Below are 19057 nucleotides of genomic sequence, written 5' to 3'. Positions count from 1 at the left end.
ACCTCAGCCGTTCGGGGTAGCGTCGGGGCATGAACGACTCAGTGCCCCCGGCCGCGGGCCCGGCGGAGCTTCCCGTTCCGGATCCGGCTCCCGGCGTGGCCGCGGAAACGGCCGTCGAACCCGAGGCGGACCCCGCCGCGCCGGCCCCGCTGGACGTCCCCCGCACCCCCACGGGCGAAGCCGACGTCGACGCCCTGCTCGACCGGCTCGGTGACGCCGACCACCTCGCCACTGACGGTCATGTCGAGGTGTACGAGGATGTACACCGGGGGCTGCGCGACACGCTCACCGCGCTCGACGCCCGCCCGGGACCTCCGGCGCCCCCATCGACGTACGGCAATAGGAGCTGAACCGAACGTGGCAGGAGTGGCACGCCGCCGCCTTGACGCCGAGCTGGTGCGGCGGAAGCTCGCCCGCTCGCGCGAGCACGCGAGCCAGCTGATCGCCGCCGGGCGGGTCACCGTCGGCAAGACCGTCGCGACGAAGCCCGCCACCCAGGTGGAGACCGCCGCCGCGATCGTCGTCGTGACCGACGACAACGATCCCGAGTACGTCTCCCGTGGCGGCCACAAGCTGGCCGGCGCCCTGGAGGTCTTCGTCCCGCAGGGGCTGAAGGTCGACGGACGGCGGGCGCTGGACGCCGGCGCGTCCACCGGCGGATTCACCGACGTACTCCTGCGCGCCGGTGCCGCCCACGTCGTCGCCGTCGACGTGGGGTACGGACAACTCGCGTGGTCTCTCCGGAGCGATGAACGCGTCACCGTCAAGGACCGTACGAACGTACGCGAGTTGACGCTCGAAGCGATCGATGGGGAACCAGTGGATCTTGTCGTGGGGGATCTGTCCTTCATCCCGCTCGGTCTCGTGCTGCCCGCCCTTGCGCGGTGCGCGGCACCCGATGCCGACCTGGTGATGATGGTCAAACCACAGTTCGAAGTGGGGAAGGAACGGCTGGGCAGTGGAGGAGTCGTACGCAGTCCCGAACTGCGTGCCGAGGCGGTACGCGGAGTCGCCACCCGCGCAGGGCAGTTGGGGCTCGGGGTGCAGGGCGTGACCGCCAGCCCGCTGCCCGGGCCGTCGGGGAACGTCGAGTACTTTCTGTGGCTGCGGGCCGGCGCACCTGAACTCAACCCGGCCGATGTCGACCGTGCAGTGGCGGAGGGGCCTCGTTGACTCAGACCCGAGATCGTACTGTTTTCCTGCTCGCCCACACCGGGCGGCCGGCCGCGATCAGAAGCGCCGAACTCGTCGTCCAGGGGCTGGTGCGCTCCGGACTCGGGGTGCGGGTGCTCGCGGCCGAGGCGGCCGACCTGCCGTTGCCGCCCGAGGTGGAGCTGATCGAGGAGGCCACGGCCCAGTGTCTCGACGGCTGCGAGCTGCTCATCGTGCTGGGCGGCGACGGCACGCTGCTGCGTGGAGCCGAGTTCGCCCGGGCCTCCGGGGTGCCGATGCTCGGCGTCAACCTCGGTAGCGTCGGCTTCCTCGCCGAGGCCGAGCGCGACGACCTCGACAAGGTTGTCGACCGGGTGGTGACGAAGGCGTACGAGGTCGAGGAACGCATGACCATCGACGTCGTCGTTAGCCAGAACGGCAACATCGTGCACACCGACTGGGCGCTGAACGAGGCGGCCGTGCAGAAGGTGTCAGCGGAGAAGCTGCTCGAGGTCGTCCTGGAGATCGACGGGCGGCCGGTGACCGGGTTCGGGTGTGACGGCATCTGCCTGTCGACGCCCACCGGGTCGACCGCCTATGCCTTCTCCGCGGGTGGGCCGGTGGTGTGGCCGGAGGTGGAGGCGCTGCTGATGGTGCCGATCAGTGCGCACGCGCTGTTCGCGAAGCCGTTGGTGACGTCGCCGGATTCCGTGCTCGCTGTGGAGGTTCTGCCTCATATTCCGCCGGGTGTTCTTTGGTGTGACGGGCGGCGGACTGTCGAGTTGCCGCCCGGGGCGCGGGTGGAGGTTCGGCGGGGGGCTGTGCCGGTTCGGTTGGCCCGGCTGCATCATGCGTCGTTCACCGATCGGCTTGTCGCCAAGTTCGCGTTGCCGGTTTCCGGGTGGCGGGGGGCGCCTCACTAGCGCTCTGTAGGGGGTGGCGGGGGTCTGTGCGCGTGTGCGGTCCACCGTGGCTTGTCGCGCAGTTCCCCGCGCCCCTGCGTCAGGCCACTCGCCCGAGTGACAAGGCGACGCCGATCTCCATTCGTTACCTGCGGGTTCTCTCATTCGAGGTGGGGGGCGTCGCACATTGAGTGGCTGACCTCGTATGGTCGTGTTCGTGTTGGAGGAGATGCGGATACGGTCGCTCGGCGTGATCGACGACGCGGTCGTCGAGTTGTCGCCCGGCTTTACCGCCGTGACCGGTGAGACCGGTGCGGGTAAGACCATGGTCGTGACCAGCCTGGGGCTGTTGCTCGGTGGGCGGGCTGACGCGGCGTTGGTGCGGATCGGGGCCAGGAACGCCGTCGTGGAGGGGCGGATCACCGTGCCTCCGGGCGGGGCGGCCGTCGTACGGGCCGAGGAGGCCGGTGCCGAGCTGGACGACGGGGCGCTGCTCATCAGCCGTACCGTTTCCGCCGAGGGGCGCTCCCGGGCGCATCTGGGCGGGCGTTCGGTGCCTGTGGGGGTGCTGGCCGAGCTGGCCGACGAGCTGGTGGCCGTACACGGGCAGACCGACCAGCAGGGGCTGCTCAAGCTGTCCCGGCAGCGGGCGGCGCTCGACCGGTACGCGGGGGACGCGGTCGCCGCGCCCCTCACCAAGTACGGGGAGGCCTACCGGCGGCTGCGGGCCGTCGCGGGCGAGCTGGACGAGATCACCACCCGCGCGCGTGAGCGGGCCCAGGAAGCCGACATGCTGCGGTACGGGCTCGACGAGATCGCCGCCGTGGACCCGCGGGCCGGGGAGGACGCCGAGCTCGCCGAGGAGGCGGAGCGGCTCGGGCACGCGGAGGCGCTGGCCTCGGCCGCGACCGTCGCCCACGCCGCCCTCGCCGGCAACCCCGAGGACCCCGAGGGCATCGACGCCGCCACGCTCGTCGCGGGTGCCCACCGGGCCCTGGAGGCCGTACGGTCGCACGACTCGGCCCTGGCCGCGCTCGCCGACCGGATCGGCGAGGTCGGCATCCTCCTCGGGGACGTCGCCGGGGAGCTGGCGGGGTACGCCGACGACCTGGACGCCGATCCGCTGCGACTGGCGGCCGTCGAGGAACGGCGGGCCGCGCTCACCGCGCTCACGCGGAAGTACGGCTCCGATGTCGCCGGTGTGCTGGCGTGGGCCGAGGACGGCTCCGCGCGGCTGCTGGAACTCGACGGCGACGACGAGCGGATCGGCGAGCTGACCGCCGAGCGGGACGCGTTGCGCGGCGAACTGGGCGGGATGGCACAGTCGTTGACGGACGCGCGGACGGAGGCGGCAGCACGGTTCGCCGCCGCCGTGACCGCCGAGCTGGCCTCGCTGGCCATGCCCCACGCGCGCGTGTCGTTCGACATCCGGCAGACCGAGGACCCCGAGGGCGTCGAGGTCGACGGACGCACGGTCGCCTACGGGCCGTCCGGCGCCGACGAGGTCGAGCTGCTCCTCGCCCCGCACCCCGGGGCGCCCGCCCGGCCCATCGCCAAGGGGGCGTCCGGGGGTGAGCTCTCGCGCGTGATGCTCGCCGTGGAGGTCGTGTTCGCGGGGACCGATCCCGTCCCCACCTATCTGTTCGACGAGGTGGACGCCGGGGTGGGCGGCAAGGCGGCCGTGGAGATCGGCCGCCGCCTTGCCAAGCTCGCGAAGAGCGCCCAGGTCGTCGTCGTGACGCACCTGCCGCAGGTCGCCGCGTTCGCCGACCGGCAGCTGCTGGTGGAGAAGACCAGCGACGGCTCGGTGACCCGGTCGGGCGTGAAGGTCCTGGAGGGCGAGGAGCGGGTACGGGAGCTGTCCCGGATGCTGGCCGGGCAGGAGGACTCGGAGACGGCGCGGGCGCATGCGGAGGAACTGCTGGCGGCGGCCCGGGCGGACGGCTGACGTTCGAACAGCTGGCGTTTAGTGGGGTCTCTCTCACCCGAGCGAGTGACCCGCCCCACCCCTCCGTGGTCCGGAACACCCGTACGTACTGGCATCCTTGAAGGGGTACGGAATACCCCCGTACCCGGAGGAAGCAGCGCGGTACACCCCTTCCGCTCAAACCTTCTGTACGTTTCTCCGTGTCCTTTCTTCGTGACCGCCCGACGCCGAACCAGGAGCCCCCGGCCACGTGAGCCTCGCGAGCAGCCACTCACCGCACGGTCAGTCGCCGCTGCGCACCGTGCAGGTGCTCGGCGGCGGCAACGCCGCCAGCAGCGCGCACGTGCGCTCGCTGGCCGCGGGGCTCGTCGCGAGGGGCGTGCGGGTCATCGTGTGCGCCCCCTCCGACGCCGACAGCGCCTACGACTTCACGGGCGCCGGCGCCGAACACATGCCCATCCCGCGCAGCAGCGACCCCGGCTCGGTGGCGGCGCTGCGCGCGGCCTGTTCGAACGCCGACCTGGTGCACGCGCACGGGCTGCACGCCTCCTTCCGGGCCGCCCTCGCGCTCAGCGGGCGCCGCACCCCACTCGTCGTCACCTGGCACAACCGGGCGTACGCGGAGGGGCCGCGCGCCCAACTGCTGAGGGTGCTGGAGCGGCGGGTCGTGAAGGCCGCCGCCGTCGTCCTGGGAACCTCCTCCGACCTCGTGGACCGGGCCCGGCGGCGGGGTGCCCGGGATGTCCGGCTGTCCGCCGTGGCGCTGTCCGCCCCGCGCGGGGCCGGGCGGGACGAGTCCGACCGGTGCAAGACACGGGCCGAACTCGGTGCCACGGCCCGCCCGTTGCTCGTGTCCGTCGGCTCCCTCGACCGGCACCGGGGGTACGACGTCCTGCTGGACGCCGTACACGCGTGGCGTGGTCTCGATCCGGCGCCGCTCCTCGTGATCGCGGGGGAGGGGCCGCTGCGGGCCGAGTTGCAGGGCCGCATCGAGAACGAGGGGCTGCCGGTCCGGCTCATCGGGCGGCGCGACGACGTGAGCGAACTGCTGTCCGCCGCCGACCTCGCCCTGCTGCCCAGCCGTTGGGAGTCGCGCTCCGTCCTCGCCCAGGAGGCCCTCCACGCGCGCGTGCCGCTGATCGCGACCGCCGTGGGAGGCGTTCCGGAACTGGTCGGGGAGGCGGCCGAACTCGTCCCCTACGGCGACGCGGTGGCGCTCGGCCGGGCTGTCGTACGGCTTCTCGGTGATCCGGAGCGCCGGGAAATTCTCCGGGAGCGGGGTGTCCGGCAGATCGCCACCTGGCCCACCGAGGACGAGACCGTCGCCCAAGTGCTCAGTGTCTACGACGAGTTCACCCAGCCCCGGCCGCTGCCTTGAGGGATCGGGAGCTCGCCGGGGGTCAGGGCAGGTGTCTGCGGGCCCGTAGCGCCAGGCTCAACGCCAGTACGGTCTGCGGGTCGTCCAGGTCGGTGCCCAGCAACTCCCCGATCCGGGCGAGGCGGTTGTAGAGGGTCTGGCGGTTGAGGTGGAGTTCGCGGGCCGTCTCCGCCTTGCGGCCCGCATGGGCCAGATAGGTCTCCAGGGTGGGCAGCAACGGCGGCTTGGAGCGGTGGTCGTGGGTGCGCAGCGGACCGATCGCCCGCTCCACGAAGGCCGCCAGGTCCGGGTGGTCGCGCAGCCGCCACAGCAACAGGTCGATGTCCAGTCGGCGGGCGTCGTACCACGGGAGGTCCGGCAGACCCTGGGCCGCCGTCGCCGTCTCCGCCGCGTGGCGCAGCCCCGCCGAGGCCGCCGCCCAGTCGCCGGCGACCCCGACCACGACGACCGGCGGCTGGGCGCCCGGGCGTTGCATCCCGGCGCGTTCCACACCCGCCCGCAGTGCCGTCGCCACCCGGTCGGCGACCGCCGGGCGCTCCGACTCCGCGCGCAGGCTCACCAGCAGCGGCACCCGGCCCTCAACGGGCCGTACGCCCAGCAGTACCGGCACACCCACCGACGCCAGCTCCTCGGTGACCGCGCGGGCCAGCACCGCCCAGCCCCCGCCCGGGGTCAGTGTGTCGCCGAGCCGCATCACCATCGGCAGCAACGGCCCGGCGCCCGGCCTGAAGCCGAGAACGCGGGCCTGCGCGGGCGCGGCCTCCGCGTCGACACGGCCCTCGGCGAGGTCGGTGAGGAAGTCGCCGCGGCCACGCGCCGCCAGCTCCTCCTCCTGGCGGGCCTGCATCAGGACGACGGCCAGGATGCCCGCGGCCCGTTCAGCGGCCATACGGTGCACGGGGGCAAGCGGTTCGAGGACGGGGAGCAGGACCAGACGTGCGCGGACCGACCCGGTGCCGGGGCCGCCCCCGGGGACGTCGACGAGCGCGGAACCGGCGGGCGGCGGCGAGTCCTTGTGCTGGGCGCGCAGGCCCTCCCACACCTGGAGCGGGTCGGCGCCCTCGGGGCCGGCTCCGGCGGCGTACAGGAGCTGGCCGTCGGCCGTCTCCAGGAACACCGGGTTGCCGCTGAAGTCCGCCAGGATGCCCAGGACCTGCGGGACACCGCCGCCGCCGAGCAGGGCCTCCGTGCAGCGCCGGTGGACCTCCTCGGCCCGCTGGAGAAGCGCGTAGTGGCCGTTGACGATCTCGGTGTGGATCTCCTCGGTGACGGCCACGAACGCCACCTCGCGGTGCAGCTGCACCAGGGGGAGGCCGGTCGCTCGGGCCGTCTCCACGAGGGCCGCGGGCAGCCGGGTGAAGCGCGGGCCCAGCTCCACGACGAGCGCCGCGATGCCCCGCTCGGCGAGGGTACGGACGAACGCGCGCTGCTCGGCCGGACGCGTGCCGAGCCCGTACCCGGTCGTCAGGAGCAGTTCGCCGCCCTTGAGCAGCGAGGCGATGTGCGGGACCTCGCCCGCGTGCACCCACCGCACGGTCCGCCCGAGCCGGTCGGCGCCCGCCAGGACCTCCGGCAGCCCGCTGCGCAGCCCGGGCAGGTCGAGCGCCCGCCGCACGGTGATGCCGGCGCCCCGGGTCTCCAAACGGCTGTCCGTACGGCTGTCCATGCAGCGGACGCTACCCGCACCTGCGTAGCACTGACGATCCGCGCATCAGCGGTACGCGCGGCTCGGCTACGCCGGAACGATGTTGTGGTTGAAGCGGAACACGTTGTCCGGGTCGTACTCGCGTTTCACCGACGCCAGCCTGCGCGTGTTCTCGGCGCCCAGGCCCGCGATCACGCGCTCCGCGCCCTCGTCCCCGATGAAGTTGAGGTAGACCGCGCCGGTGCTCCAGGGCCGGACGCGGGTCCGGACGTCGTGGACCCACTGGATACAGCGCTCGTCGTCCGCGGGGTCCTCCCAGCAGCCGAAGGGGTGGACGGCCCATCGGGCGTCCCGGTAGGGGACGGGGTACTCCGGCGGGCCGTCGGCGATGGCGCCGCCGAGCGGGAACAGCGCGCTCTGGGTTCCGGTGGGCACGGGAACGGCGTCCCCGAGAGCACAGAAGACGTCCACCAGCTCGTCGGGCGCGCCCGTCAGGTACTCGGCCGACCAGTAGTTCCGCATCCCGGGCGGGTCGTCGAGCATGCACTGGAAGTCGGCGTACGGGATCGCGGTGACGATCTCCACCTCGTGCGGCAGCGCCAGCAGCGGCTCGGCGAGCTTGCGCATGTCCTCCTCGGTACCCGCGTACGTCAGCAGTGCCCCGCACAGCAGATGTCCGACCAGATGCGGCGGGACGAACTCCTCGGGCGGGGCGGTGAGATGGATGACCCCGCCGCTCGCCTCGACCGGGCCGGCCTCGATCATGTCGCGGTAGGTACGGGTGACCTCGGGCCCGAACTCGGGGAGGTAGAGCAGCAGCGCGATGGAGAACGCGGGCAGCTCGTGCAGCCGCAGGGTGAGCGAGGTGGCGACGCCGAAGTTTCCGCCGCCGCCGTGCAGGGCCCAGAACAGCTCCGGGTTCTGCTCGGCGCTCGCGTGGACCGGGGTGCCGTCGGCGGTGACCAGGTCGACGCCGAGGAGGTTGTCGACGGCGAGGCCCTGGGGCCGGTCGAGCCAGCCGCTGCCGCCGCCGAGCACGAAGCCGGCGACCCCGGTCGTGGAGACCCGGCCGCCGGTGGTCGACAGCCCGTACGGCTGGGTCGCCCGGTCCAGGTGGCTCATCAGCGCCCCGCCCTGGACCCGTACCGACTGCGCCGCACGGTAGACGGTCACGTCGTGCATCCGGCGCAGGTCGATCACCAGACCCGCGTCGTTCACGCCCATGCCCGCCACGCTGTGGCCGCCGCCGCGGACGGCTATGGGGAGGTCCAGATCGCGGGCGAAACGGACGGAGCGGGTGACGTCGGCCTCGTCCGCGCACTGCGCGATCGCCGCGGGGCGTCTGTCGATCATGGCGTTGAAGACGGTGCTGGCGTCGTCGTATCCGGGGTCGCCCGGGGCGAGTACGTCGCCGGTGAGGTCTTCGCGGAGCGCGGAGAGGGCTGCGCCCGCCTTTGAGGGGGGTGCCATGGCGGCCCCCTTCCGATAAGGGGCATTTGTGTGCTTCCAGGGTAGGCGCCCCGCTTTGAGGGCGCCGCTTTGAGGCGCGGCGCCGTCGTGGCTGGTCGCGCCCACGTGGCGGAGCCGCAGATGTCACAGCCCCGCGCCCCTTCGGGGTGCTCAGCCGCCGTACGCCCCCGAGGCCGTCAGGCGCAGGGCCGTGTCGATCAGCGGGACATGGCTGAAGGCCTGCGGGAAGTTGCCCACCTGGCGCTTGAGGCGCGGGTCCCACTCCTCGGCCAGCAGGCCCAGGTCGTTGCGGAGGTCGAGGAGCTTCTCGAAGAGCTTCCGGGCCTCGTCGACCCGGCCGATCATCGCCAGGTCGTCCGCCATCCAGAACGAGCAGGCCAGGAACGCGCCCTCGTCGCCGGGGAGGCCGTCGAGGTTCTCCTCGCCGCCCGATGTCGGGTAGCGCAGGATGAAGCCGTCCGAGGTGGACAGCTCGCGCTGGATCGCCTCGATGGTGCCGATGACGCGCTTGTCGTCGGGCGGCAGGAAGCCCATCTGCGGGATCAGCAGCAGGGAGGCGTCCAGCTCCTTCGAGCCGTACGACTGTGTGAAGGTGTTGCGCTCCTTGTCGTAACCCTTCTCACACACGTCCCGGTGGATGTCGTCGCGCAGTTCGCGCCACTGCTCCAGCGGGCCGTCCGCGTCGCCGGACTCGATGAGCTTGATCGTGCGGTCCACCGCGACCCAGGCCATGACCTTGGAGTGCACGAAGTGGCGGCGCGGACCGCGCACCTCCCAGATGCCCTCGTCGGGCTCGTCCCAGTGCTGCTCCAGGTAGCGGATCAGCTTCAGCTGGAGCAGGGAGGCGTAGTCGTTGCGGGCCAGACCCGTCATGTGGGCCAGGTGCAGGGCCTCGGTGACCTCGCCGTACACATCCAGCTGGAGCTGGTGGGCCGCGCCGTTGCCGACCCGGACGGGGCCCGAGTTCTCGTAGCCGGGCAGCCAGTCCAACTCGGCCTCGCCCAGCTCCCGTTCGCCCGCGATCCCGTACATGATCTGCAGGTTCTCCGGGTCGCCGGCCACCGCGCGCAGCAGCCACTCGCGCCAGGCGCGGGCCTCGTCGCGATAGCCGGTGCGCAGCAGGGAGGAGAGCGTGATGGCCGCGTCGCGCAGCCAGGTGTAGCGGTAGTCCCAGTTGCGTACGCCGCCGATGTCCTCCGGGAGGGAGGTGGTGGGCGCGGCGACGATGCCGCCGGTCGGTGCGTACGTCAGCGCCTTCAGCGTGATGAGCGAGCGGACGACGGCCTCCCGGTAGGGGCCGTGGTACGTGCACTGCTCGACCCACTCGCGCCAGAACTCCTCGGTGGCGTCGAGGGACTGCTCCGGCTCGGGCAGCGCGGGCGGCTGCTTGTGCGAGGGCTCCCAGGAGATCGTGAACGCGATGCGGTCGCCCGGCGCCACCGTGAAGTCGGCGTACGTCGTCAGGGACTTGCCGTAGGTCTCGGCGGTGGTGTCGAACCACACCGAGTCGGGGCCCGCGACGGCGACCGTCCGCCCCTCGTGCTTGTGCACCCAGGGCACGACACGGCCGTACGAGAACCGCATACGCAGGGCCGAACGCATCGGCACCCGGCCGCTGACGCCCTCCACGATGCGGATCAGCTGCGGGGCGCCGTCGCGAGGGGGCATGAAATCGGTCACTCTGACCGTGCCGCGTGGGGTGTCCCACTCGGATTCGAGGATCAGCGAGTCGCCCCGGTAGCGGCGACGGGCCGCCACGGGGGGTTTCGCGTCCGCCGCGTGCGCGGGACCGAGGCGCCAGAAGCCGTGCTCCTCGGTGCCGAGCAGTCCCGCGAAGACGGCATGGGAGTCGAAGCGGGGCAGGCACAGCCAGTCGACTGTGCCGTCCCGGCAGACCAGCGCGGCAGTCTGCATGTCCCCGATGAGTGCGTAGTCTTCGATGAGCCCGGCCACGTGCAACTCCAGTCGAACGGCCACGTCGCCCCCAGAAGGAAAAAACGGGGGTCTCGATCTTGCGGTCAAGGGTTCGTTGTCCAGCATCGTTGAGCGGTGAAGCAAACACCAATCTTTGCTCAACGGACTGACGAGCGCTCGGTGTTCCGGTGTCACGGGCGGGGGTGGTGCCGTGTTGTCGGAAGGGCTCGGCAGCGAGTGTCCGAGGAGCATACGACGCACTCAGACGGTCCGCGTGCCGCTCCGGAGAACCAGGGTCCGCTGAAAGAGTGAAGCTCTGGTGAGCGGGCACTGTTTCGGGTGAGCGCCGGACAGGGTGATGGTGACTCGTGTACGGGATGCGTGCCCACGTGTGCGCGGAGCGTGGTCGGAAGCCATCTCCCCGGGTCGCTGATACCCTGGTAGCCCGTGGACCGGTGGGCACGAAACCCCCGAACCGCAGCGACGGATCCTCCCCTGAAAACCCGGAAAGCTCCGGGCCGGGCGGCCGTACCGCACCCCAGACCGCGACCACGGGAGCCCCGCCTTGGCCATGACACCCGCTGCTTTCCGAAACAGCACAGCCACGACGACCAAGCACATCTTCGTCACCGGGGGTGTCGCCTCCTCGCTCGGCAAGGGTCTGACGGCCTCCAGCCTCGGCATGCTCCTCAAGGCGCGTGGCCTGCGTGTCGTGATGCAGAAGCTCGACCCCTACCTGAACGTCGACCCCGGCACGATGAACCCCTTCCAGCACGGCGAGGTGTTCGTCACTCACGACGGCGCCGAGACCGACCTGGACATCGGCCACTACGAGCGCTTCCTCGACCGCGACCTCGACGGCTCGGCCAACGTCACCACCGGCCAGATCTACTCGACGGTGATCGCGAAGGAACGGCGCGGCGAGTACCTGGGCGACACCGTCCAGGTCATCCCGCACATCACCAACGAGATCAAGCACCGCATCCGCCGGATGGCCACCGACGAGGTCGACGTCGTCATCACCGAGGTCGGTGGCACGGTCGGCGACATCGAGTCGCTGCCCTTCCTGGAGACCGTGCGCCAGGTCCGCCACGAGGTCGGCCGCGACAACGTGTTCGTCGTGCACATCTCGCTGCTGCCCTACATCGGCCCCTCCGGCGAGCTGAAGACCAAGCCGACGCAGCACAGCGTGGCCGCCCTGCGGAACATCGGTATCCAGCCGGACGCGATCGTGCTGCGCTGCGACCGAGAGGTCCCCACCGCGATCAAGCGCAAGATCTCCCTGATGTGCGACGTCGACGAGGCCGCGGTCGTCGCCTGTCCGGACGCCCGCTCGATCTACGACATCCCCAAGACCGTGCACCGCGAGGGCCTGGACGCCTATGTCGTCCGCAAGCTGGACCTGCCCTTCCGGGACGTGGACTGGACGACCTGGGACGACCTCCTGGACCGCGTCCACAACCCCGCCCACGAGATCAACCTGGCGCTGGTCGGCAAGTACATCGACCTGCCCGACGCCTATCTCTCGGTCACCGAGGCCCTCCGCGCGGGCGGGTTCGCGAACCACGCGCGCGTGAAGATCAAGTGGGTCACCTCGGACGACTGCAAGACCCCGGCGGGCGCCAGGAAGCAGCTGGAGGACGTGGACGCGATCTGCATCCCGGGCGGCTTCGGCGACCGGGGTGTGTCCGGCAAGGTCGGCGCGATCCAGTACGCCCGTGAGCACAAGATCCCGCTGCTGGGGCTGTGCCTGGGCCTGCAGTGCATCGTCATCGAGGCGGCCCGCAACCTGGCCGGCATCGAGGACGCCAACTCCACCGAGTTCGACGCCGCCACCGCCCACCCGGTCATCTCGACCATGGCCGAGCAGCTCGACATCGTCGCGGGCGACGGCGACATGGGCGGAACGATGCGCCTGGGCATGTATCCGGCCAAGCTCGCCGAGGGCTCCATCGTGCGCGAGGTGTACGACGGCAAGGAGTACGTCGAGGAGCGCCACCGCCACCGCTACGAGGTCAACAACAGCTACCGCGCCGAACTGGAGAAGCAGACCGGTCTGCAGTTCTCCGGCACCTCCCCGGACGGCAAGCTGGTGGAGTACGTCGAGTACCCGCGCGAGGTCCACCCCTACCTGGTGGCCACCCAGGCCCACCCGGAGCTGCGTTCCCGCCCCACCCGCCCCCACCCGCTCTTCGCCGGCCTCGTCAAGGCCGCTGTCCGACGCAAGACGGGCAAGTAGAGCCAGGGCTGTACGGTGACCGGGGTGCGCGCCTTTGGGGGTGCGTGCCCCGGTTTTCTGTGCCGGCTTCCAGGCCGGTTTCTTGTGTACGGGGCGGGACGCGGGATGCGGGAGGACAAGTCGACATGACCACCATCAAGGACACTCCGGAGGAGTGGGAGATCCGGGCGACGGAGACCCCCTTCGTGGGCAACAAGACCTCCGTGCGCACCGACGAGGTGGTCATGCCCGACGGCTCGGTCGTGGGCCGCGACTACCAGGTCCACCCCGGTTCCGTGGGTGTCCTCGCCCTCGACGCGGAAGGCAGGGTCCTGCTGATCCGTCAGTACCGCCACCCCGTCCGGCAGCGGATGTGGGAGATCCCGGCCGGCCTGCTCGACGTACCTGGCGAGAACCCGCTGCACGCCGCCCAGCGCGAGCTGTACGAGGAGGCGCACGTCAAGGCCGAGGACTGGCGGGTGCTGACCGACGTCTACCCCACGGCGGGCGGCTGCGACGAGGCCGTACGGATCTTCCTGGCCCGGAATCTGTCCGAGGCCGAGGGGGAGCGCTTCGAGGTCGAGGACGAGGAGGCCGACATGGAGTACGCGCGCGTGCCCGTCGAGGAACTCGTCCGGGGTGTCCTCGCCGGCGAGGTGCACAGCAACTGTCTGGTCGTGGGCGTCCTTTCGCTGGTGGCGGCCGAGAAGGGCGACGGACTCGACGCACTGCGCCCGGCCGAGGCACCGTGGCCGGCCAGGCCCTTCGACGCCTGAGACGCCCGTACGGGCCGTCTGCCGCGCCCGGTGTGACCATCGGCTGATCCGATCGAGCGACCTGCCCGCCGTGCTCCGCACAGATCGTCGCAGAGCGTGAACTAGGCTCTGGAAACGCCCGAACCGGAGTCCCGGCGGGCTTGCGCGTGCAGGTGGACGGGAGTGTGGCCCGTGACGGATCAGGCGGTGGACACAGACGGCACGAAGCTGTCCGGAAACGATCGGCCGCCCGTTCCTACGGACAGTCAGTTCCTCGGCCGGACAAGAGAGTTGAAGGAACTGCGCGCCGACATCGAGCGCGCCGGACTCGACACTCTCGCGGGCCGGAAGGCTCCCCGCGCGCGCGTGCTCCTCATCGCCGGCAAGCCCGGATCGGGCCGCAGCGCGCTCGCCGGGGAGCTGGTCCGCCAGGTCGCGGACAGTTACCCGGACGGGGTGCTGCGCGCCCGGCTCACCGAGCCCGACGGCACGCGCGTGCCGACCGAACGCACCGCCCGCGAGCTGCTCACCGCCCTGGAGCTGCCCACCCCGCCCGGCGCCGACGAGGACGAGCTGTCCGAGGCCCTGCGCGACGCGCTCGCCGACCGCCGGATGCTGCTCCTGCTCGACGACGCGGCCGACGCCGAGCAGGTCGACGCGCTCCTGCCGGACAACCCGGACTGTCTGGCCGTCGCCGTCTCCGGGGGCCCACTGACCGGGATCTCCGACGTCCGGCCGTGCACCCTGGGCGGCCTCGACACCAAGTCCGCCGTCGAACTGCTCGAACGCTTCACCGGGTCGGTGCGCGTCACCGTGGACCCGCGCTCCGCCGAAGCCCTCGCCGAGGTGTGCCAGGGACAGCCCGCCGCACTGATGCTGGCCGGCGGCTGGCTGGAGGCCCGGCCCAAGGCGGCCGTCTCCGACCTCGCCAAACAGCTGCACGCCGAGGGCGACGAGGGCACCGCCCTCAGCCGCGTGTTCCGCCTCGTGTACGCCTCGCTGCCCACCCCGGCCGCCCGGATACTGCGACTGCTCGCCCTCGCCCCCGGCGGCCTGGTCGACCCGCAGACGGCCTCCGCATTGGCCGGCTGCTCGGTCGGCGGCGCGCGCGCCACCCTGGACGACTTCGTCGCCCTGAGCCTTCTGACGGCCGTGGACTCGCCGCTGCCGCAGTACGAGGTCCCCGGCTGCCTGATGCCCCTCCTGCGCCCTCTCGCGGTGTCCCAGGACCGCCCGGCCGAGCTCCAGCTGGCCCGGGCCCGGATGCTGGAGCGGACGGTACGGCTGCTGGTGTCCTGCCGGGCGATCACCGAGACCGACAGCCCACTGGCCCGCGAGAAGCTCCTCGGCATGCCCAGTGCGCTGCGCTTCCCGAACCCGAGGGCGGCGGCGGACTGGCTCACCATCCGCAGGCCCGCCCTGCTCGCCGCGGCCCGCCTCGCCGTGGCCGACGGGGAACTGGACACCCTGGCCAGACGCCTGATGTCCGCCCTGGTCAAGGCGATGGTCGCGCACGTGGGCACCCAGGCCGCCGCGCCCGACCTGTACGGCGTCCACCGTCTCGTCCTCGACATCGCCGAGCGCCGCGAACTGCCCCGTGAGCGGGCCGCCGCCCTGCTGAACCTCGCCGACCTGGACGCGCAGACCGGCCGTACGAACGACGCGCTGACCCGCTACCGGGCCGCGCTGGACGCCGGACGCGAGGCGAACGACCCGTACGCGACCGGCCGCGCGATGGAATCCGTAGGGGGCGCGCACCAGGAGCTCGGGGACTACGACCGCGCCGCCGACTGGTACGGGCGTGCGCTCGCCCAGCGGCTGGCGCGCGACGAGCGCGAGGACGCCGCCCGGCTGTACGGCCGTATCGCCGCCGCGCACACCTACGCGGGCCGCTACGGAGAGGCGCTGCGCAACTGGCGTGCCGCGGTGGCCGGTCACCGCAAGAACGGTGATGTGGGCGCGCACGCACGGGCGTTGAGCGAGCTGGCGCGGGTCCAGGAGTACGCGGGGCGGCCCGACGAGTCGCTGCGCACCTGCCAGGAGGCGGTGGAGTGGGCGCGCCGCGCCGACGACGTACGGCTGCAGGGAGCGCTTCAGCTGCGGCTGGCCGACACGCTCGAGCACCTCGGGGATCCGGTGGCGGCGGGGCTGCACCGGAGCGCCGCCGAGCGGCTGCTGGGCGACGAGCCGGACCCTCAGGAGGGCGGCCCTGAGCTCCCCGAAGGCGAACCTGACCTGGAACACGGCGCTAACACCTACGAAATCCGTAGCGCATCAGTCGAAGATTGATGCATTGAAAGGCTAGACACCGAGAACACCTTCATTAGACTGGCTCCACCGCGCCTTCTCCTGCGGTCTCCTGGTGTGCCCCCGCACGTCCGGGTATGTATTGCTATGCCCCCGCACCCTCTGAGCCAAGGACCGTGATCGACGTGAAGGTCGGTATCCCCCGCGAGGTCAAGAACAACGAGTTCCGCGTGGCCATCACCCCGGCCGGCGTGCACGAGCTGGTGCGCCACGGCCATCAGGTCGTCATCGAGCGGAACGCCGGCGTCGGCTCCTCGATCACGGACGACGAGTTCGTGGCCGCCGGTGCGCGCATCCTCCCGACGGCCGACGAGGTGTGGGCCACCGCCGACCTGCTGCTGAAGGTCAAGGAGCCCATCGCCGAGGAGTACCACCGCCTCCGCAAGGATCAGACGCTCTTCACCTACCTGCACCTGGCCGCGTCCAAGGAGTGCACCGACGCGCTTGTCGCGTCCGGCACCACGGCGATCGCCTACGAGACCGTCGAGCTGCCCGGCCGCGCCCTGCCGCTGCTCGCCCCGATGTCGGAGGTCGCCGGCCGACTGGCCCCGCAGGTTGGCGCCTACCATCTGATGCGCTCGGTCGGCGGACGTGGCGTGCTCCCCGGTGGCGTCCCCGGCACGCAGCCCGCGCGGGCCGTCGTCATCGGCGGTGGCGTCTCCGGCTGGAACGCCACGCAGATCGCCGTCGGCATGGGCTTCCACGTCACGTTGCTCGACCGTGACATCAACAAGCTGCGCGAGGCCGACAAGGTCTTCGGCACCAAGGTCCGGGCGATCATGTCCAACTCCTTCGAGCTGGAGAAGGCCGTCCTGGACGCCGACCTCGTCATCGGCGCGGTGCTCATCCCCGGCGCCAAGGCCCCCAAGTTGGTCACCAACGAGCTGGTGTCGCGGATGAAGCCGGGGAGTGTTCTCGTCGACATCGCGATCGACCAGGGCGGCTGCTTCGAGGACTCGCGCCCGACGACCCACGCCGAACCGACCTTCCCGGTCCACGGATCGGTCTTCTACTGCGTCGCCAACATGCCCGGCGCGGTGCCCAACACCTCGACCTACGCGCTCACCAACGCCACGCTGCCGTACATCGTGGAACTCGCCGACCGTGGCTGGGTGGCGGCGCTGCGTCGCGATCCCGCCCTCGCCCGGGGTCTCAACACCCATGACGGCAAGGTCGTCTACCGGGAGGTCGCAGAGGCGCACGGGCTGGAGCACGCGGAGTTGGAGTCACTGCTCGGCTGACGTTCGGGGTCGCCCCGAAGGTGCTGCCGGTCGACTAAACGACCAAGTCATCAACGGGTAAAAGGCGATACGTCAACAGGGGTCGTCAACGCCCCGCACCCCGCCGGACCTTGCCCGACAAGGTCCGGCCGGATGTGTGTATGGTCACTTTGCGACACTCGTTCAACTCGCCTCGAACGTAACGCTTCAACCGATTCGCGCACCGGTGAACCCTGCCGTGCGACGGCCGTACGCCCTTGACAGCGGGATGTTTCATTGCCGACACATCGGGCCGGGTCCGGCGGATTGTGTTGCTGCGAACGGCCGACACGCCATAGAGTCGCCAACCGTCGGCATGGTGCCACGCTGACCTATCGAGAAGTTTCCTGGTCACCAAGGAGGTAAGACGACTTGTGAATGAGTCGACATTTACTCCCGGGGGTGGTCAACCAGGAATGCCGGCGCGGGGATCGGGCCCCACGGGGCTCGCGGCTGTCGGCTCCGTCGCGGTCCGCACCTTCGCAGCCCACCAAGGTCACCCGATGTCCGAGGTGACTCGGCCAGGACACATGAGCATGGATGGTCATCACGTGAACGCCATGGCCGGCGACGGTAGTGGCGGGGTCCACAACCACTTCGCCGACTACGACGAACTGCCCGACGGGCACTTCTACGACCCCGACGCCGAATACGAGCCCGATCCGGAGTACGCGGCCACGCTCGCGCCCGACGCGGCCCGTCAGCGCCGTGAGCGCATCGGCCCCACCGGCCGCCCGCTCCCGTACTTCCCGATCCCGGGTCCGCTGACGAGTCACGGCCCCGCGACGATCGTCGCGATGTGCAACCAGAAGGGCGGCGTGGGCAAGACGACGTCGACCATCAACCTGGGTGCCGCGCTCGCGGAGTACGGACGAAGGGTCCTGCTGGTCGACTTCGACCCGCAGGGCGCCCTCTCCGTGGGCCTCGGTGTGAACCCGATGGAACTCGACCTGACGGTCTACAACCTGCTCATGGAGCGGGGGATGTCCGCGGACGAGGTGCTGCTCAAGACGGCGGTCCCGAACATGGACCTGCTGCCGAGCAACATCGACCTGTCGGCGGCCGAGGTGCAGCTGGTGTCGGAGGTCGCGCGCGAGTCGACGCTCCAGCGCGCCCTGAAGCCGCTCATGGCCGACTACGACTACATCGTGATCGACTGTCAGCCCTCGCTCGGCCTGCTCACCGTGAACGCCCTCACGGCCGCTCACAAGGTGATAGTGCCTCTCGAGTGCGAGTTCTTCGCGCTGCGAGGTGTCGCGCTGCTGACGGAGACCATCGAGAAGGTCCAGGAGCGGCTGAACCCGGAACTGGAGCTCGACGGCATCCTCGCCACGATGTACGACTCACGCACGGTGCACAGCCGTGAGGTGCTCGCACGTGTCGTCGAGGCCTTCGATGACCACGTCTACCACACGGTCATCGGACGCACGGTCCGCTTCCCGGAGACCACGGTCGCCGGTGAGCCGATCACCACGTACGCCTCGAACTCCGTCGGTGCCGCCGCCTATCGCCAGCTCGCCAGGGAGGTGCTCGCCCGGTGTCACGCCGAGTGAGTCTGCCGGGGGCCGACGAACTGTTCCGTACCACCGGGGGCATGGCGCTCCAGTCGTCCTCTCCCAGGCGTCAGGCGGGCGGCGAGGCCCGGGTTCCGGGTCCCGCCGGGGAGAGCGACGGGGCCGCCGCCTCGGAGGACGCGCCGCACTCGGTACCCGTCCAGGGCGGTGACGGTGACGGCGACGAACATGCCGCCGCCGGCGTGGACCCGGCCGGGGAGTCGCGCAGCCGGCAGGCCGCCGCGGAGCGTTCGATGCGCCGCCAGGGCGAGCAGGAAGGTTCTGCCTCCGGACAGCAGGGTCCCTCGCCCCAGTCGGTGTCGGCGTCCCGCAAGCGCGGCCGGGCCCCCTCGCGGCGGCCCAGCGGGCGTGAGCGGCACGACGAGAAGATCACGGTGTACGTCTCCGCCGAGGAGCTGATGGACCTTGAGCACGCGCGTCTCGTGCTGCGGGGCGAACACGGGCTTGCGGTCGACCGCGGCCGGATCGTGCGCGAGGCGGTCGCGGTGGTGCTCGCGGATCTCGAGTCCCGTGGGGACGCGAGCATCCTCGTACGACGGTTGCGTGGCCGCTAGCG

General features: G+C 71.3%; 14 protein-coding genes. 11 read left to right on the top strand and 3 right to left on the bottom strand.

Annotated elements, in window-relative coordinates; translation table 11 throughout:
* Positions 1–29: 29 nt before the first annotated feature.
* The 5 genes from STRTUCAR8_RS22420 (at position 30) to STRTUCAR8_RS22400 (ending at position 5359) form a co-directional block, all read left to right on the top strand.
* Complete coding sequence (locus STRTUCAR8_RS22420; protein ID WP_044472670.1) at positions 30–350, top strand: hypothetical protein; 321 nt, start codon at positions 30–32, stop codon at positions 348–350.
* Positions 351–357: 7 nt separating this feature from the next.
* Positions 358–1173, top strand: coding sequence for a TlyA family RNA methyltransferase (locus STRTUCAR8_RS22415; protein WP_006378179.1), 816 nt, complete (start codon positions 358–360; stop codon positions 1171–1173).
* On the top strand, positions 1170–2075 hold the full coding sequence (locus tag STRTUCAR8_RS22410; RefSeq protein WP_006378188.1) for an NAD kinase: 906 nt from the start codon (positions 1170–1172) through the stop codon (positions 2073–2075). The genes STRTUCAR8_RS22415 and STRTUCAR8_RS22410 overlap by 4 nt, the downstream gene beginning before the upstream one ends.
* A 184-nt stretch (positions 2076–2259) precedes the next feature.
* Positions 2260–4002 carry a DNA repair protein RecN gene (gene recN, locus STRTUCAR8_RS22405; RefSeq protein ID WP_006378183.1) on the top strand — a complete coding sequence of 581 codons (1743 nt, stop codon included), beginning with the start codon at positions 2260–2262 and terminating at the stop codon, positions 4000–4002.
* 229 nt (positions 4003–4231) lie between these two features.
* Positions 4232–5359, top strand: coding sequence for a glycosyltransferase family 4 protein (locus STRTUCAR8_RS22400; protein WP_006378189.1), 1128 nt, complete (start codon positions 4232–4234; stop codon positions 5357–5359).
* A gap of 22 nt (positions 5360–5381) precedes the next feature.
* Here STRTUCAR8_RS22400 and STRTUCAR8_RS22395 read toward each other — a convergent pair whose 3' ends face one another.
* The 3 genes from STRTUCAR8_RS22395 to STRTUCAR8_RS22385 all read right to left on the bottom strand — a co-directional run bounded on the left by STRTUCAR8_RS22395 (position 5382) and on the right by STRTUCAR8_RS22385 (position 10427).
* Entirely contained in the window at positions 5382–7025 is a 1644-nt protein-coding gene (locus STRTUCAR8_RS22395; RefSeq protein ID WP_006378181.1) for a PucR family transcriptional regulator, read from the bottom strand.
* A gap of 66 nt (positions 7026–7091) precedes the next feature.
* On the bottom strand, positions 7092–8474 hold the full coding sequence (locus STRTUCAR8_RS22390; protein ID WP_006378200.1) for an FAD-binding oxidoreductase: 1383 nt from the start codon (positions 8472–8474) through the stop codon (positions 7092–7094).
* A gap of 150 nt (positions 8475–8624) precedes the next feature.
* The gene (locus STRTUCAR8_RS22385) at positions 8625–10427 is read right to left on the bottom strand and encodes a glycoside hydrolase family 15 protein (protein ID WP_006378187.1); all 1803 of its coding nucleotides are present in this window, start codon (positions 10425–10427) and stop codon (positions 8625–8627) included.
* A 532-nt stretch (positions 10428–10959) separates the two neighbouring features.
* Between STRTUCAR8_RS22385 and STRTUCAR8_RS22380 the strand changes: the two genes are divergently transcribed.
* The 6 genes from STRTUCAR8_RS22380 (at position 10960) to STRTUCAR8_RS22355 (ending at position 19055) form a co-directional block, all read left to right on the top strand.
* Positions 10960–12627 (top strand): CTP synthase, encoded by a 1668-nt coding sequence (locus STRTUCAR8_RS22380; RefSeq protein WP_044472669.1) that lies wholly within the window; start codon positions 10960–10962, stop codon positions 12625–12627.
* A 125-nt stretch (positions 12628–12752) separates the two neighbouring features.
* Positions 12753–13382: an NUDIX domain-containing protein gene (locus tag STRTUCAR8_RS22375; protein WP_006378195.1), complete on the top strand. Its 630-nt coding sequence runs from the start codon at positions 12753–12755 to the stop codon at positions 13380–13382.
* A 171-nt stretch (positions 13383–13553) separates the two neighbouring features.
* Positions 13554–15650 (top strand): tetratricopeptide repeat protein, encoded by a 2097-nt coding sequence (locus STRTUCAR8_RS22370; RefSeq protein ID WP_006378190.1) that lies wholly within the window; start codon positions 13554–13556, stop codon positions 15648–15650.
* A 143-nt stretch (positions 15651–15793) separates the two neighbouring features.
* Entirely contained in the window at positions 15794–16909 is a 1116-nt protein-coding gene (ald, locus tag STRTUCAR8_RS22365) for an alanine dehydrogenase (RefSeq protein WP_006378193.1), read from the top strand.
* A gap of 434 nt (positions 16910–17343) precedes the next feature.
* Entirely contained in the window at positions 17344–18480 is a 1137-nt protein-coding gene (locus STRTUCAR8_RS22360; RefSeq protein WP_078507273.1) for a ParA family protein, read from the top strand.
* Positions 18465–19055 (top strand): hypothetical protein, encoded by a 591-nt coding sequence (locus STRTUCAR8_RS22355; RefSeq protein ID WP_006378175.1) that lies wholly within the window; start codon positions 18465–18467, stop codon positions 19053–19055. Before STRTUCAR8_RS22360 ends, STRTUCAR8_RS22355 begins: the two co-directional genes overlap by 16 nt.
* The last annotated feature ends 2 nt before the right edge of the window (positions 19056–19057 follow it).

Origin of the sequence: Streptomyces turgidiscabies Car8, assembly GCF_000331005.1 — a bacterium.
Taxonomy (GTDB): domain Bacteria; phylum Actinomycetota; class Actinomycetes; order Streptomycetales; family Streptomycetaceae; genus Streptomyces; species Streptomyces turgidiscabies.
Note: the sequence above shows the minus strand (reverse complement) of the source record. Positions and strands in the feature narration are given on the sequence as shown.